This window comes from Paracoccus sp. MC1862 (genome assembly GCF_016617715.1).
GTDB lineage: Bacteria > Pseudomonadota > Alphaproteobacteria > Rhodobacterales > Rhodobacteraceae > Paracoccus.
In genome coordinates, this window is sequence record NZ_CP067225.1 from 275,525 (window position 1) to 288,796 (window position 13,272).

Annotated in this window: 13 protein-coding genes and 3 pseudogenes; 11 read left to right on the forward strand and 5 right to left on the reverse strand. The window is 66.7% G+C overall.

The window, feature by feature from the left end; translation table 11 throughout:
• Positions 1-48 precede the first annotated feature (48 nt).
• Together JGR78_RS17925 and JGR78_RS01400 are read left to right on the forward strand one after the other, a co-directional pair.
• The gene (locus JGR78_RS17925; protein WP_182805687.1) at positions 49-723 is read left to right on the forward strand and encodes a YsnF/AvaK domain-containing protein; all 675 of its coding nucleotides are present in this window, start codon (positions 49-51) and stop codon (positions 721-723) included.
• Positions 724-819: 96 nt separating this feature from the next.
• The gene (locus JGR78_RS01400; RefSeq protein WP_182793300.1) at positions 820-1,290 is read left to right on the forward strand and encodes a type II toxin-antitoxin system PemK/MazF family toxin; all 471 of its coding nucleotides are present in this window, start codon (positions 820-822) and stop codon (positions 1,288-1,290) included.
• A gap of 40 nt (positions 1,291-1,330) precedes the next feature.
• On the opposite strand, the pseudogene JGR78_RS01405 reads toward JGR78_RS01400, so the two are convergent.
• Positions 1,331-2,202, reverse strand: a pseudogene (locus tag JGR78_RS01405) (transposase); the annotation flags it as partial.
• 165 nt (positions 2,203-2,367) lie between these two features.
• Between JGR78_RS01405 and JGR78_RS01415 the strand changes: the two are divergent.
• From JGR78_RS01415 to JGR78_RS01430, 4 genes are all read left to right on the forward strand, one after another.
• Complete coding sequence (locus tag JGR78_RS01415; protein WP_200559396.1) at positions 2,368-3,462, forward strand: AraC family transcriptional regulator; 1,095 nt, start codon at positions 2,368-2,370, stop codon at positions 3,460-3,462.
• A 78-nt stretch (positions 3,463-3,540) separates the two neighbouring features.
• A complete protein-coding gene (locus JGR78_RS01420; RefSeq protein WP_182805685.1) occupies positions 3,541-5,184 on the forward strand; it encodes an NAD(P)/FAD-dependent oxidoreductase in 1,644 nt (547 codons plus the stop codon).
• Between the two features lie 76 nt (positions 5,185-5,260).
• Positions 5,261-6,448, forward strand: coding sequence for a serine hydrolase (locus tag JGR78_RS01425; protein WP_182805680.1), 1,188 nt, complete (start codon positions 5,261-5,263; stop codon positions 6,446-6,448).
• 73 nt (positions 6,449-6,521) lie between these two features.
• Complete coding sequence (locus JGR78_RS01430; RefSeq protein ID WP_182793297.1) at positions 6,522-6,848, forward strand: DUF1330 domain-containing protein; 327 nt, start codon at positions 6,522-6,524, stop codon at positions 6,846-6,848.
• On the opposite strand, the gene JGR78_RS17930 is transcribed toward JGR78_RS01430, so the two are convergent.
• Both JGR78_RS17930 and JGR78_RS01440 read right to left on the reverse strand, forming a co-directional pair.
• On the reverse strand, positions 6,830-7,126 hold the full coding sequence (locus JGR78_RS17930; RefSeq protein WP_182805677.1) for an integrase core domain-containing protein: 297 nt from the start codon (positions 7,124-7,126) through the stop codon (positions 6,830-6,832). The genes JGR78_RS01430 and JGR78_RS17930 overlap by 19 nt on opposite strands.
• Positions 7,127-7,134: 8 nt before the next feature.
• Positions 7,135-7,458 carry an antibiotic biosynthesis monooxygenase gene (locus tag JGR78_RS01440; protein ID WP_182793295.1) on the reverse strand — a complete coding sequence of 108 codons (324 nt, stop codon included), beginning with the start codon at positions 7,456-7,458 and terminating at the stop codon, positions 7,135-7,137.
• A gap of 452 nt (positions 7,459-7,910) precedes the next feature.
• Between JGR78_RS01440 and JGR78_RS01445 the strand changes: the two are divergent.
• A pseudogene (locus JGR78_RS01445) lies at positions 7,911-8,150 on the forward strand (transposase); the annotation flags it as partial.
• A gap of 250 nt (positions 8,151-8,400) precedes the next feature.
• On the opposite strand, the gene JGR78_RS01450 reads toward JGR78_RS01445, so the two are convergent.
• Positions 8,401-8,766 (reverse strand): response regulator transcription factor, encoded by a 366-nt coding sequence (locus JGR78_RS01450; RefSeq protein WP_182805675.1) that lies wholly within the window; start codon positions 8,764-8,766, stop codon positions 8,401-8,403.
• A 280-nt stretch (positions 8,767-9,046) separates the two neighbouring features.
• On the opposite strand from JGR78_RS01450, the pseudogene JGR78_RS01455 reads away from it, so the two are divergent.
• A pseudogene (locus JGR78_RS01455) lies at positions 9,047-10,245 on the forward strand (IS256 family transposase).
• On the opposite strand, the gene JGR78_RS01460 reads toward JGR78_RS01455, so the two are convergent.
• A complete protein-coding gene (locus tag JGR78_RS01460; protein ID WP_182793291.1) occupies positions 10,220-10,960 on the reverse strand; it encodes a hypothetical protein in 741 nt (246 codons plus the stop codon). The pseudogene JGR78_RS01455 and the gene JGR78_RS01460 overlap by 26 nt on opposite strands.
• 226 nt (positions 10,961-11,186) lie before the next feature.
• On the opposite strand from JGR78_RS01460, the gene JGR78_RS01465 reads away from it, so the two are divergent.
• The 3 genes from JGR78_RS01465 to JGR78_RS01475 all read left to right on the forward strand — a co-directional run bounded on the left by JGR78_RS01465 (position 11,187) and on the right by JGR78_RS01475 (position 13,225).
• On the forward strand, positions 11,187-12,086 hold the full coding sequence (locus tag JGR78_RS01465; protein ID WP_182793290.1) for a BTAD domain-containing putative transcriptional regulator: 900 nt from the start codon (positions 11,187-11,189) through the stop codon (positions 12,084-12,086).
• 360 nt (positions 12,087-12,446) lie between these two features.
• Positions 12,447-13,007: a hypothetical protein gene (locus JGR78_RS01470; RefSeq protein WP_200559397.1), complete on the forward strand. Its 561-nt coding sequence runs from the start codon at positions 12,447-12,449 to the stop codon at positions 13,005-13,007.
• Positions 13,004-13,225 carry a hypothetical protein gene (locus JGR78_RS01475; protein ID WP_182793288.1) on the forward strand — a complete coding sequence of 74 codons (222 nt, stop codon included), beginning with the start codon at positions 13,004-13,006 and terminating at the stop codon, positions 13,223-13,225. Before JGR78_RS01470 ends, JGR78_RS01475 begins: the two co-directional genes overlap by 4 nt.
• Positions 13,226-13,272: the final 47 nt, after the last annotated feature.

A 13,272-nucleotide genomic window follows, 5' to 3' on the forward strand; every position in this document is an offset into this window, starting at 1 on the left:
TGTCCTGTCCGACACGACCCCGAACACCTACCAATTGGAGAGATCCCCATGACAACCGTCATCAACGCCTATGCCGACCAGAAGATCGCCGACATGGCGGTCGCCGCCCTCCGCAAGGAAGGGCTCAGCGACCAGCAGGCCCGCATCCTCGGCGGCGACACCAAGGCGCTTCTGCGCGAGCTTTCCGAGTACGGCTTCGCGGATGCCGACGCCCAAGCCTATGCCGAGGCGGTCAAGCAGGGTCAGACGCTGGTCATCGCCAGCATTTCCGAAGAGCGGGCCGACTGGGCGCTGTCCATCATGGACCGCATCCTGTCGGACCATGGCAGCCTCAAGGAAAGCAGCGCCGGCTCGGTGCCGATCGTCGAGGAAGAGCTTTCGGTCAGCAAGGCCCGGAGCGCCAACGGCGGTGTCCGCGTGACCTCGCGCGTCGTCGAGACGCCGGTCGAGGAAACCGTCACCCTGACGACCGAGACCGTGGGGGTGAAGCGTCACGCCGCCAATCGCGTGCTGGAGGACGACGAGGCCGCTGCCGTCTTCGAGGAAAAGACCGTCGAGATGATGGGCACCGAGGAAGAGGTCGAGGTGCGCAAGGAAGCCCGGGTCGTGGGCGAGGTCGAACTCACCAAAGAGGTCGAGGCGCATCAGAAGACCATCAAGGACACGGTCCGCAAGACCGAGGTCGAGGTCGAGGAAGTCGGCGTCCGCGCCACGAAGAAGTAAGACCTGCGTCCCGGCCCGTTTCGGGTGGGTCCCTGATCCTGCAAGGGATCGGGGACCTGAGGCCGAGGTGGGCTTCGATGACGTGAAAGGCTGGGAGTGAAGCGCGGTGATCTGGTCACGGTCGCGCTGCAAGGTGAGCACGGCAAGCCGCGTCCGGCCCTTGTGATCCAGGCGGATGACTTCGCCGGGGCGGCATCCATCACTGTCCTGTTCGTCACATCGACGCTGACGGTGACTGACCTGCGCCCCGTTGGTGCCTCGGTCATGACGAGAGCCTGTGGGTTTGAGATTGGTCGTCTTCGGGTGGATTTGAGGCAAGCGCGCCGGACGTGGCGCCATCAGGTAGCGCGAGCGTCCGGCGCGCTGTCCGGCGTCACGTTCGGCCTGCTGGCACCAGACGCGCAGGCTATCGGACGAACAGCCAAGCTTCGGGGCAATCGCCTTGCAGGCGGCCGTGTCGCTGGAGTAGTCGGCCCGGTTCTCTCGGAAAAGCCGAACACCGCGTTCGCGCAGCTCGGCCGGATAGGCGGAGGTGAATTTTTGCTGCGTCATAGGCTCATCCTTTGAGTATTTACTCTCCAGCAAACCCGGGGCGGTTCAGATCGACGTCGCAAACGACGCAGGCAGGCTTTCCGTAGATCCGCACCAGCGCGTCCAGTTCCCGCGCCACCCTTGCACCCGAGATGCTGGTGTCGGCGATCAGGCACAGGTTCTCCCGGCAGCAATCGTCGATTGCCGCCAGTATGCGGAACTTGCGCGAGGCGCCGAAGGTGTCGGCCACGAAGTCGAGCGACCAACGCTGGTTCGGCACAAGGGCCACCGGCATCGACGTGCGGGTGCCCCGGGCGCGCCTGGGGCCACGCCGCCGCTTCACCGCCAGGCCCTCCTCGCGGTAGAGCCGATAGAGCTTCTTGGGGTTCATCAGCATGCCCCTGCGCGCCAGCAGCAGACCGATCCGCCGAGAGCCGAACCTGCGGCGCACGGCTGCGATCTCCTGCAGGACCTTGCGGATCTCGGGGTTGTCAGGCGGACGTCCGCGCCGCACCGTCTTCGGATCGACACCGACCAGGGTCGGCGCATGCCGCCGACGGCCCGGCGCTGCGAGATGTCGTGATCCCGCATGGCCCGCAGCACCGCCTCCCGCCGCGCGTTCGGTGTCGTCAGGCCTCAGCCATGGTCCTCGGACCAGTGGCGTCCCATGGCTTCGATCCCAGCAGATCCTTCAGCACGATGTTGTCGAGCATCGCGTCCGCCGGCAATCGCTTCAGCTTGCCGTTCTCGTCCTCGAGCGCCTTCGGCCTCTGAGCGTCGGACACGTCCATGCCGCCATACTTGGACTTCAGCTTGTGAGACACCTGGCCGGGCTCAGCCCATGGCGCCGACAGACTTCCGCCGTCGCCAGGCCGTCAACGCAGTGCGTTGACCCTGTTCCTTGATCATTCCGATGATCTGCGCCTCGGTGAAGCGGCTTTTCCTCATTGCGTCTGCTCGGTCGTGATGAAGCAAACTCTACATCAGAACGAGAGACGTTCCGGGGGGCAGGTCAGCCTGCTGCAAGAACCTTCGAGGATTGGCATGTGCAACTTTGAAAGCTTTTTGGTTCATCAGACAAAAGAAATATTGCGCCGCGAAGCCGGGTCGTGATTGGCTGATGCAGTGATCCTTTCGCAAGAGGCGTCCAGCACACCAAGTCTTGCCAGGAGGTTTCCGATACTGCTGTCATGCCAGTCTGAATGTGATTTGTCCCTTGTCTCGTGCCGAGCCGACGCCGTGAAGGAAGGTGACTCCCTTGTTGCGCGTGACGCTGAACTGATTTCGCCCGAGGAGCTTCCCCTCTGGGTGCCTGGGGACATCCTGACCGACAGTGGCGAACTGCGGTGGAAGGGCATCGGCCAGCGGACCTATCGTTATCGCGGTCTCGATGTCGTGATTCCTCCGATGGACCACTACATGATCGTCCACTACCTGCACGGGGTTACACCGATGGACCGGCAGGTCGGCGGACGGTGGTCGCGAGCGGAATGCCAGCCCGGAATCTTCTCGCTGCTGAGCCTTGCAACCCATTCGCACTGGCACTGGACGCAGCCGCTGGAAGTCTCGCATGTCTATCTGTCGGGCGAGGTTCTGGCGAAGGTCGCGGGTGACATGCAGGGCCGCGACGTGGCCGAGGTGACGCTGCATGACGTCCTGCATGGCTGCGACGCGACCTTGACCAACATTGCCGCCGAGGTCCTGCGGGAGGCCAGGCGCGGCGGCGACGGAAGCCCGCTTTATGCCGAGGCCCTGTCGATCCAGATGGCAGTCCACCTCCTGCGCAATTATGCGACCTGCCAGTTCCGCGAACGCGCGCCGCGCCAGTTGTCTGAAGCCCAGCGCCGCCTGCTGGACGACTACATCAATGCCAACCTGGAAGGCGAAATCACCATCGAGGGCATGGCGACGGTGCTCGGCATGGGAGTCTGGACGCTGAACCGGCTGCTGCGCAGCACACTTGGCTGCTCGGCCCACGGCCTCATCACCGCACGCCGGATCGAGAGGGCGCGCACGCTCATGTCCGAGTCTTCGCTGTCGCTCAAGCAGATCGCAGCGGCAGCGGGGTTTTCCGACCAGGCCCACATGACACGCGTCTTCCGTGCATATCTCGGCACCACGCCGGGGCGGACGCGGGCTGGCATCGATCACCGGAAAGTTCAAAGGACTGTTCCATTCGTTCAAGACCCGCAGGAGGCCCGTTCATAATCTTTCCCAGCGGGGGGCGCAGTTGCCGCCCTCGGCGGGTCCGGGGAGGGACCCGTATTCAGGAGGAGGAAAATATCGATGGCTCTGGATTCTCATATCTCGCCGCAGGCCGAAGCATCGGCGGGCCAGCAGGTACTGGACGCGCTGATCATCGGGGCCGGGGTGGCGGGGCTCTATCAGTTGCACCAGTTGCGCCAGCTCGGCCTGAAGGTGCGGGCTTTCGACACGGCGGCCGACGTGGGCGGCACCTGGTACTGGAACCGCTATCCCGGCGCCAAGTTCGACTCCGAGGCCTATATCTACCAGTACCTGTTCTCGGAAGACCTGTACAAGAACTGGTCATGGAGCTCGCGCTTTCCCGAGCAGCCCGAGATCGAACGCTGGCTGGGCTATATTGCCGACAGCCTGGACCTGCGGCGCGACATCAGCTTCTCGACCACGATCACCAGCGCCGTCTTTGACGAGGACCGGAACCGCTGGACCGTCACCACCGACAAGGGCGAGGTCTTCGATACCCAGTTCCTGGTGACCTGCGGCGGGATGCTGTCCGCGCCCATGGCGGACGTCTTCCCGGGGCAGGACAGCTTCAAGGGGCAGATCGTCCACACCTCGCGCTGGCCGAAGGAAGACATCGACCTGACCGGCAAGCACGTGGGCGTGGTCGGCATCGGTGCCACCGGAATCCAGGTGATCCAGACCATCGCGGACGAGGTGGGCGAGCTGAAAGTCTTCGTGCGGACGCCGCAATATGTGCTGCCGATGAAGAACCCCTCCTATGGCCCCCCGGAGGTCGCCGCCTACAAGGCGCGGTTCGAGGAACTGCGCCAGACGCTGCCCAACACCTTCACCGGCTTCGAATACGACTTCGAGAAGCAGTGGAAGGACCTGACCCCCGAGGAGCGCCGCGCGCATCTGGAGGACTGCCACGAGAACGGCTCGCTCAAGCTGTGGCTGGCGTCCTTCGGCGAGATGTTCTTCGACCCCGAGGTCAGCGAGCAGGTGTCCGAGTTCGTGCGCGAGAAGATGCGCGCCCGGCTGAAGGATCCAAGGCTCTGCGATCTGTTGATTCCGACCGACTACGGCTTCGGCACGCACCGGGTGCCGCTGGAGATGAACTACCTCGAGGTCTACCTGCGCCCGAATGTCGAGGCGGTGCCGGTCAAGGACAACCCCATTGCCCGCATCACGCCCGAAGGGATCGAGCTGGCGGATGGCACGCGCTACGATCTGGACGTCATCATCCTCGCGACGGGCTTCGACGCCGGGACAGGCGCCTTGACGCGCATCGACATTCGCGGGCGCGGCGGGCGTTCGCTGCGCGAGGACTGGGGCCGCGACATCCGCACCACGATGGGGCTGATGGTGCATGGCTATCCCAACATGTTCACGACGGCGGTGCCGCTCGCGCCCTCGGCAGCGCTTTGCAACATGACGACCTGCCTGCAGCAGCAGACGGAATGGATCACCGACGCGATCCGCACCATGCGCGAACAGGGCAAGTCGGTGATCGAGTCGACGGCGGAAGGCGAGGAAGCGTGGGTCAAGCACCATGACGAGACGGCCAGCGCGAACCTGATCTCGAAGACCAATTCCTGGTACCTGGGATCGAACGTGCCCGGCAAGCCGCGCCGCGTGCTGTCCTACACCGGCGGCGTCGGCACCTATCGCCGCAAATGCGCAGAGGAGGCAGCGGCCGGCTATCCCAGCTTCGCGATGGCATGAACAGGATCGCGCCGGCGCGGGCAGGCACCGGCGCGGCCTTGGAACGGGAACCGCAGGTTCCGCAAGGGAGGACAGGATGAACGATGATTTCAGAACCGCCGCCGACCGCGTGCTGAATGGCGTCGTCACCAGCGAGCCGCGGGTGCCGGGTGTCGTCGCGATGGCAACCGACCGGCAGGGTAATTTCTATGAAGGCGCCGCGGGGCAGCGCAGGCTCGACCGTGACGAGCCGATGACGACCGACAGCGTCTTCGCGCTGTTCTCGACCACCAAGGCGATAACCGCCACGGCCGCGCTGCAACTGGTCGAGGAGGGCAGGCTGGACCTTGACGCCCCGGCCGAGACCTACGCCCCCGACATCGGCACGCTGCAGGTGATCGAGGGCTTCGACGCGCAGGGCGAGCCGGTCCTGCGGGCGCCGAAAAGCAAGGTCACCACACGGCAGCTTCTGACCCACAGCGGGGGCTTCGGCTACGACTTCTTCAGCGAGACCTACAATCGTCTTGCCCAGGACAAGGGCCAGCCGAGCGTCATCACCGCCTCCCGCGCGGCCATCATGACGCCCTTGCAGTTCGACCCCGGCGAGCGCTGGGAATACGGCAGCAACATCGACTGGGTCGGCCAGGTGGTCGAGGGCATCACCGGCAAGCGCCTGGGCGAGGTCTTCCGGTCCCGCATCTTCGAGCCCTTGGGCATCACCGACATGACCTTCGAGCTGAACGACCGGCTGCGCGCCCGGCTGGCGGGGATGCACAACCGCAATGCCGATGGCAGCCTGACGGCGACCGATTTCGAGCTGCCCGACAGGCCCGAGATCCACATGGGCGGGCATGGCCTTTACGGGACCGTCGGCGACTACATGCGCTTCATCCGCATGTGGCTGAACGACGGGCGCGGCGAGAACGGGCAGGTGCTGAAGCCCGAGACGGTGGCGATGGCCGAGCGCAACCACCTGGGCGACGCGAAGGTCACGATGCTGCCCGGCGTGATTCCGTCACTCTCGAACGACGCCGAATTTTTCCCGGGCCTCTCCAAGTCCTGGTCGCTGCCCTTCATGATCAACGACGAGGCGGCGCCGACCGGCCGCCCGGCTGGGGCGCTGGGCTGGGCGGGCCTTGCCAACCTGTTCTACTGGATCGACCGGCGGAACGGCGTCGGCGGCTTCTGGGCCACCCAGATCCTGCCCTTCGGCGACCCGGTGTCCTTCACGGGCTACATCGACTTCGAGACCGCCTGGTACCAGTCGCAGCGGCTGGCGGCGTGACCACAGGGGCAGGGCCGGCGCCCTGCCCACTGCACGGACGATCGTTCAACAACAGGGAAGAGGGACAGCACCGATGCCATGCTATTTGATCGCCGAGGTGAAGATCACCGACGACAGCTGGGTTCCGGATTATGCCGCCAAGGTCCACGACATCGTCGCGCGCCACGGGGGCCGCTACCTGTCGCGCAGCGGCAGGATCGAGGCGCTGGAAGGCCAGGCGCCCGACGCCTCGCTGATCGCGCTGATCCAGTTCCCCTCAAGCGAAGCAGCGACGGCGTTCGCCACCGACCCGGAATACGCGCCCTTTGGCGAGGCCCGGAAGGCAGGCAGCGTCAGCAACCTTTACCTGATCGACGACACCGACCTGGCAGGATCCATCCCCTATCTCGCCAAGGGGTAAGCGGTGCGACTGGCATCCGAGAACCCTTCGGGCGCATGGGAAAAGTTCATGAACCAGTGAGCGTTCGGACATTCGGATCCGAGCCTGTTGTTGAACGCTTCGATGAAACCATTGTCGGTCGGCTTGCCCGCGCGCGAGAACTCCAAGACAACGCGCCTGGCGCAAGCCCGCAGGTCGAGGTCGCGCGAGAGGAACGCGCTACCTTGGCCTGTCAGGAGTGAAGTGCTGAAGAAGGCTGTGGCCGCGCGAAACCCTAAGGTCGCGCAGCCGACGGTCACGCCGGGGCTCAGGCCTTTTCGGCGGTGATTTCCTGAATGGCGGTGAAGCCCTCGAAGCGCGGGGAGCCGCTGTGCAGCTTGCGGGTCTCGCCCGCGCCGGCATGGGCGTCGCGGAACTGCTGGCTGCGGGTCCAGTTGCGGAACGCATCCTCGCTTTCCCAGACCGTGTGCGAGGCGTAGAGCCGCGCGCCGTTCTCCTCGGGACCCTTCAGCATGTGAAACTGGACGAAGCCGGGCAGCTCCTTCAGGCGGCTGTCGCGGCCGAGCCAGAGCGTCTCGAAATCGGCGGCATTCTCGATCGGGACGGTGAAGCGGTTCATGGCGATGAACATGAAAATCTCCTGTGTCGAGTTTGAAGGCAGAGCGGGGCGGCTGCCGGAAGATCAGCCGGATACGGAGCCGGAAGCAAGGAGGCGTGTCAGGCTTCTTGGACAGCCGGAGGTTCGAGGGTGGGCGGCAGGCGGCAGGTCAACGGCACCGCCCTCCGGCCGGAGGCGCCGATCACCTCTCAAGCGGCATGACGATCTGAGGCTCCAACGGGTACCTCCTCGACCTGACCGGCGGCCGTAGGGCCGATCATGTCATGGAGATCGGCGGCCCGGGAACGCTGTCGCAGTCAAAGGAGGCCTGCCGGATCGGCGGCCATATCGGATGATCGGCATCCTGACCGGTGCGAAGGGCGAGGTCTTGAAGTGCCGGAAAGCGCTGCGCTGGGTCATGCCAGCAGGGCAGGGCGGCCACTTCTCCTCGGGCAAGCCGAGTTTATCTGACAGTGCCCAGGCAGGTGACACTGGAGTTCTCGCGTCCCGGCAAGCCGACCGACAATGGCTTCACTGAGGCGTTCGAAAACAGGCTCGGATCCGAATGCCTGAACAGACACTGGTTCATTAGCCTTGCCGATGCGGCCGAAAAGCTGGAAAATTGGCGAGGACGCTACAACGACGATCGACCCCATAGCGCAATCGAATACAAAGTCCCGAGCGCACTGCATTTTCCCGACGGCCTCACCAGCCCGCCGTCGTGACAAAGCCCGAAAACTCCAGCTTGGGGCGGTCCAAAGTTGGTGGCAGGGCAAATGACCACCAGGCGTCGGTCGCAACTAAATATAAGATTCGTGGCAGGTCCCGCAGATGGTCCGTGCCCGGCTGCGCAAGGAAGCTGCCGGCTTCCACCCCAGCCGCAGCGAGTGATCGATAAACGTGCATCACTGGCCCGATCGGGGCTCTGCCTTTCACAAACGCATCGTCTCACCGGACGGCTGCGCTAGGAGACGATCATTCCCGCAGCGGCCCCCCCAAGCGGTCGGCCAGCAGCGCCAGATCCACCTGCCGGTGGGTGCCGGTCTTGTTGAACAGCCGCAGCAGGTGGGTGCGGACCGTGCTGGGACGAATGCCGATCGCCTCGGCGGCGGCGCTGACGGTCATGCCCGAGGCGATATGCGAAAAGACCTGCATCTCGGCCGCGGTCAGGCCGAAGGCGCTCGCGGCCACGGCGGCTGCGCCCGAAGGCGCCCGGCAGTCCGACAGGAAAAGCGCGCAGAGCGCGCGGCTTTCCAGCCTTTGGGCACCACCGGCCGGCGTGCCGGGAAGCGCAAGGGGCATGACATGCAGCGCCGACAGGCGGCCGTCATCATGCAACACCGGGGTTCCGCTGCCGCATGCGCCGGTCCCCGCGGCAAGGCCGCAAGCGCGGTTCACCGCCTGCTGCAGCGTCCCCCGCGCCGCGGGAATGGCGAGGCGCAGCCGGCCCTGTTCGAGGCGCAGCGGATCGCCCGAAGGGCCGTGCCCCTGGTGCTGGTGTAGGAGGCCGCGCGCGGAGCCCCAGCGTAGCGCAGCGCGCGGCCGGGGTGACGCTGGCGGCCATCGCCGGTCTTCGGAGAAGGTTCGGGTTGCAAGACCTGGAACCGGAACGGAGACGACGATGACCGACAAGAGAATGGCGCTGATCGAGCTGGTTGAGAAGCGGGCCGACTGCGACCTCGTGCGCGAGATGCTGGCCTTCGCGGCCGAGCGGATCATGGATGTGGAGGTCGAGGCGCGGACGGGCGCGGCGAAGGGCGCGCGTTCGCCTCTGCGGGAAGTCCAGCGGAACGGCTACCGCAATCGCGATTGGGACACCCGCGCCGGACGGATCGCGCTGGAGATCCCGAAGCTGCGCAAGGGCAGCTACTTCCCGAGCTTCATCGAGCCGCGCCGAACGGCCGAGAAGGCGCTCGTGGCCGTCATTCAAGAAGCCTACGTCTATGGCGTCTCGACCCGGTCCGTGGACGACCTGGTCAAGGCCATGGGCGCGGGCGGCATGTCGAAGTCCCAAGTCAGCCGTCTCTGCGTCGAGATCGACGAACGCGTCAACGCGTTCCTCTCCCGGCCCCTGGAGGGAGCTTGGCCCTACCTCTGGCTCGATGCCACCTACCTCAAGGTCCGCGAGGGCGGACGCATCGTCAGCCGTGCCGTGATAATCGCTGTCGCGGTCAACGAGGACGGCAAGCGCGAGGTTCTTGGCGTCGCCACGGGGCCTTCGGAAGCCGAGACCTTCTGGACCGACTTCCTGCGTAGCCTCGCCGACCGCGGCCTGCGCGGCGTGAAGCTGGTCATCGCCGACGACCACAAGGGCCTGCGCGCGGCAGCGCGCCGGGTGTTCAACGCCACGCATCAAAGGTGCCGGATTCATTGGCTCCGGAACGCCCTGGCGCACGTGCCGACCAAGGGCCGCACGGCGGTTGCGGCGATGCTGAAGACGATCTTCGCGTGAGGCAGACGAAGGCGGAAGCCGAGGCTCAGTGGGACACCGTAGCCGACGCACTGCGCGAGAAGAACGAGAAGCTCGGCGCTCTCATGGACGCCTCCCGCGACGATGTCCTGGCCTACATGTCGTTCCCGCGCGAGCACTGGGCGCAGATCGCGTCGACGAACCCACTCGAGCGGGTCAACCGCGAGGTCAAGCGGAGGTCAGATGTCATCGGGATCTTCCCCAATGACGAAGCCATCGTCCGGCTTGTCGGCGCGCTGATGCTGGAGACTAATGACGAATGGGCCGTGGCGCGGCGATACATGAGCCTTGAAACGCTCGCGCGCGTCACAGACAATCCCACCGTCAGGCTGCCCGCCGTGGCGTCCTGATCAGGCTCGGACCTTTCCGAAGGCCCGGCGCTCCTACACCACGCCCCGGGGCACGATCGCCCGAAGCGAGCGCCGCGCGGCCGGCCTCGTTGGCGTGGATCAGGATCAGCTTTCCGTCCACAAGGAAAATCGGCGCGGCGAGTGCATCGACCACCTGCCGAAAGGCAGACAGGGCTGCCGCCTGCCGCTCGAAGACGCGATTGATGGCCACAGTCCGCCGCAGGTGGGGAAGAAACAGGCACAGTGCGTTCATGTCCGCATCGGTGATCGGCCCGGCATCGCGCTGTCGGCCCATGATCAGCGAGGTCACTATTCCTCCATCCCGCGCAAGCGTGACGCAGATCGCGTCGGTCAGGTCCTGAGGTCTGGCCCATTCGCGGTAGAACCGCCCCCTCAGCATGGCCCCGCCGGGATCGACACGGGACAGCACGGCGGGCTCCTCCATCGGTAGGGCGGCCATCACCTCGGCCCATTGGGCGATTTCTTCGGCCTCGAAGTCGGCCAGGCGCCGGGCTTGGTATTCTGGCACGCCGACGGTCTCGATACGGACCATGACGCCCGAGGGAAGCAGGCTGAATGCGAGGATGGCGTTGGCAAAGCCAAGCCGCCGGTGCAGCAGTCCAAGCATCTCCGGCCAGCGGTCGGGGGCGACGGCGCAATCATAGATCGCGGCGATCAGCCCGCTGACCGCAGCGGCGTCGAGGGAAGGCGACATCTGCACGGCCCCTCAGGATGCGACAGCGGGAAAATATCACGTCCAGGTTGCGCCTTCCACCGTTTGGTGGACGCAGCCGCCGCGCAACCTGACCATCCTCTGCCGTGATGGGGGCGGCGACCGTCGCAACGGACGTGCCGCCGCTGGCATCGCCGCTTCCCGCGTCGCCGCGCAACGCCCGGTGCGTTCCGGGCGGAAGGGGCGGCAGGAACGAGGGGGGCGGTCCTTGGCGCATCTGGCCTTGCGATTCTGCGGCGAGGAAGCCCTGCTGCGAACGGGCGCGGCAAAAGCGGGGCGGCCTGCCGCCGGCCATGATCGCGCGGCGCTGCCCGACCTAGCCTGGCCGATCCTCGGCTGCCTGCTGGCCTCGCCCCATCATCGCGCCACGCGCGGCGGCCTGATGGCGCAGCTTTGGCCGGACCAGGACGAGGATGGCGCGCGGCACCGCTTTGCGACGGCATTGTGGCGGATCCGCTCGGCTCTGGCCGAGGCCGCGCCGATGATCGTCGCGGAAGGAGAGGTCATCGCCCTGAACCTCGACGCCCATGCCTGGGTGGACGCCGTCGCGGTCGAGCGGCGGCTGACCGCAGTCCTTGCCGCGCCGCAGCGGCTGGCGTTGCCGGGCGAGCGGCGGCGGCTTGTCCACGCGCTGGGCCAATATCGCGGCCCCTTCCTGCCCGAACGCGACCAGGAATGGATCATGCTTCAGCGGGCGCGGCTGCAAAGCCTGCATCTGGACGCGCTTTATGCCTTGACCGCGGCGGCGGCACAGGCGGGCGCCTGGTCCGAGGCGCAGGTCAGCGCCAGCCGTCTTTGCGCCGCAGAGCCGCTGCGCGAGGATGCCCAGCGCCTGCTGATGGAGGCCCATCTGCGCTGCGGCAACCGGGCGCTGGCGTTGCGGCAATACCGCCGGTGCGAGGCGATCCTGGCGCAGGAACTGGGAGTCGCCCCCATGCCCGAAACCCGGGCCTTGGCTGCGACGATCGCGGGCGAGGACCACGGGGCGGCCATTCCCGTGCTCCTGCCGGCCGTTCCTGACGACGCGACCAGCCGGGCGGCGCTGATCGACGCGCGCGACAAGGTACTGGAAACGCTGCGCATCATAGATCGCGCGCTGACCTGCTGACCTGCAGCCGCCCTGGTGCGCGGAATCCTTCCGCCGTGACGTCCCGGTGATGCTGCGGTGATCCCGCCATGGGACTTTGTGAGTCGCAATCAACCTTCAGCGCCGCGAGGACGAGGTGGATGATGGTGCCGACGACGACAAGGAAGCGCCAAGGCCAGCGCCCGCGCGCCTGCGCGGACGCTGCTGCTGCGGATCTGGTCGGAACACGACGGCCGCGAGCCTGTCGTCCGGGGGACCCTCAGCGATCTTTCCGGCAAGCCGCAAGGGGCCTTCGCATCATTCCAGGCGCTTTGGGCGCTGCTTGCGCGGCTGTTGTCGCAGCCCTGCCGGTAAGGAGACGTGAGAGTCATGGAAGATTTCATGCTGATGAACCAGCCGCCCCGAAACGACCTGCAGAACCTGCGCCAGGTGGTGCAGGCGCAACTGGCTGCGATGCCGACTGCACAACTGCGCCATGTCGTGGACGGAACCTTCGGACCCGGAACCGCGGAAGGCATCGACGAGGATCTTGAGGGGATATTCGGCGACATCGGCAAGGCCCTCTCCTCGGCCGCCCGCGATGTCGGCCGCTTCGCCAGCAAGGCCGCCCCGGGCATCGCCTCTATCGGCGGCGGCGTCCTGAAGGGCGCGGCGGCGGGCTCGGCCCTTGGGCTGCCCGGCATCATCGCGGGTGCCGCAACCGGCGGCGTCGGCGCGGGGCTGAGCACCTATGGCAAGGCCGCCGCAAGGCAGGTCGGGCAGGCACTGAGCGGCGTGACCCAGCTGGCGGGCGGACTGACGCCGATGGGCCAGTTGGGCGGGACGCTCGGCTCGGCCGTCGGAAGCCTTGGCGCCCCCGCCGACCCGGCCGGCAGCCGGGGCCAGCGGGGGCGCTGGGGCAGATCGCGGGGATGCTGGGCTCGCCACAGGCGGGAGCCTTGATGCGCGGTGGCGGCATGGGCGGCGGTGCGCTGGGCCAGATTGCCGGGCTGCTGGGCTCGCCGCAGGCCGCCTCGGCCCTGGGGGGGCTGTTCGGCGGGGGCGGCGCGCCGGGCCAACTGGCCGCGGCGACCCGCAATCCCGACGTGCAGAAGGCGCTGGCGGCCCTGCGGCTGGGACCGCTGGGCCGACCGACCATTCCCGTGGGCGCCGCCGGATAGGCCGTCCCCACCGCCGCCTTCGCGCAACTGCTGGGCCACCTGTCGAA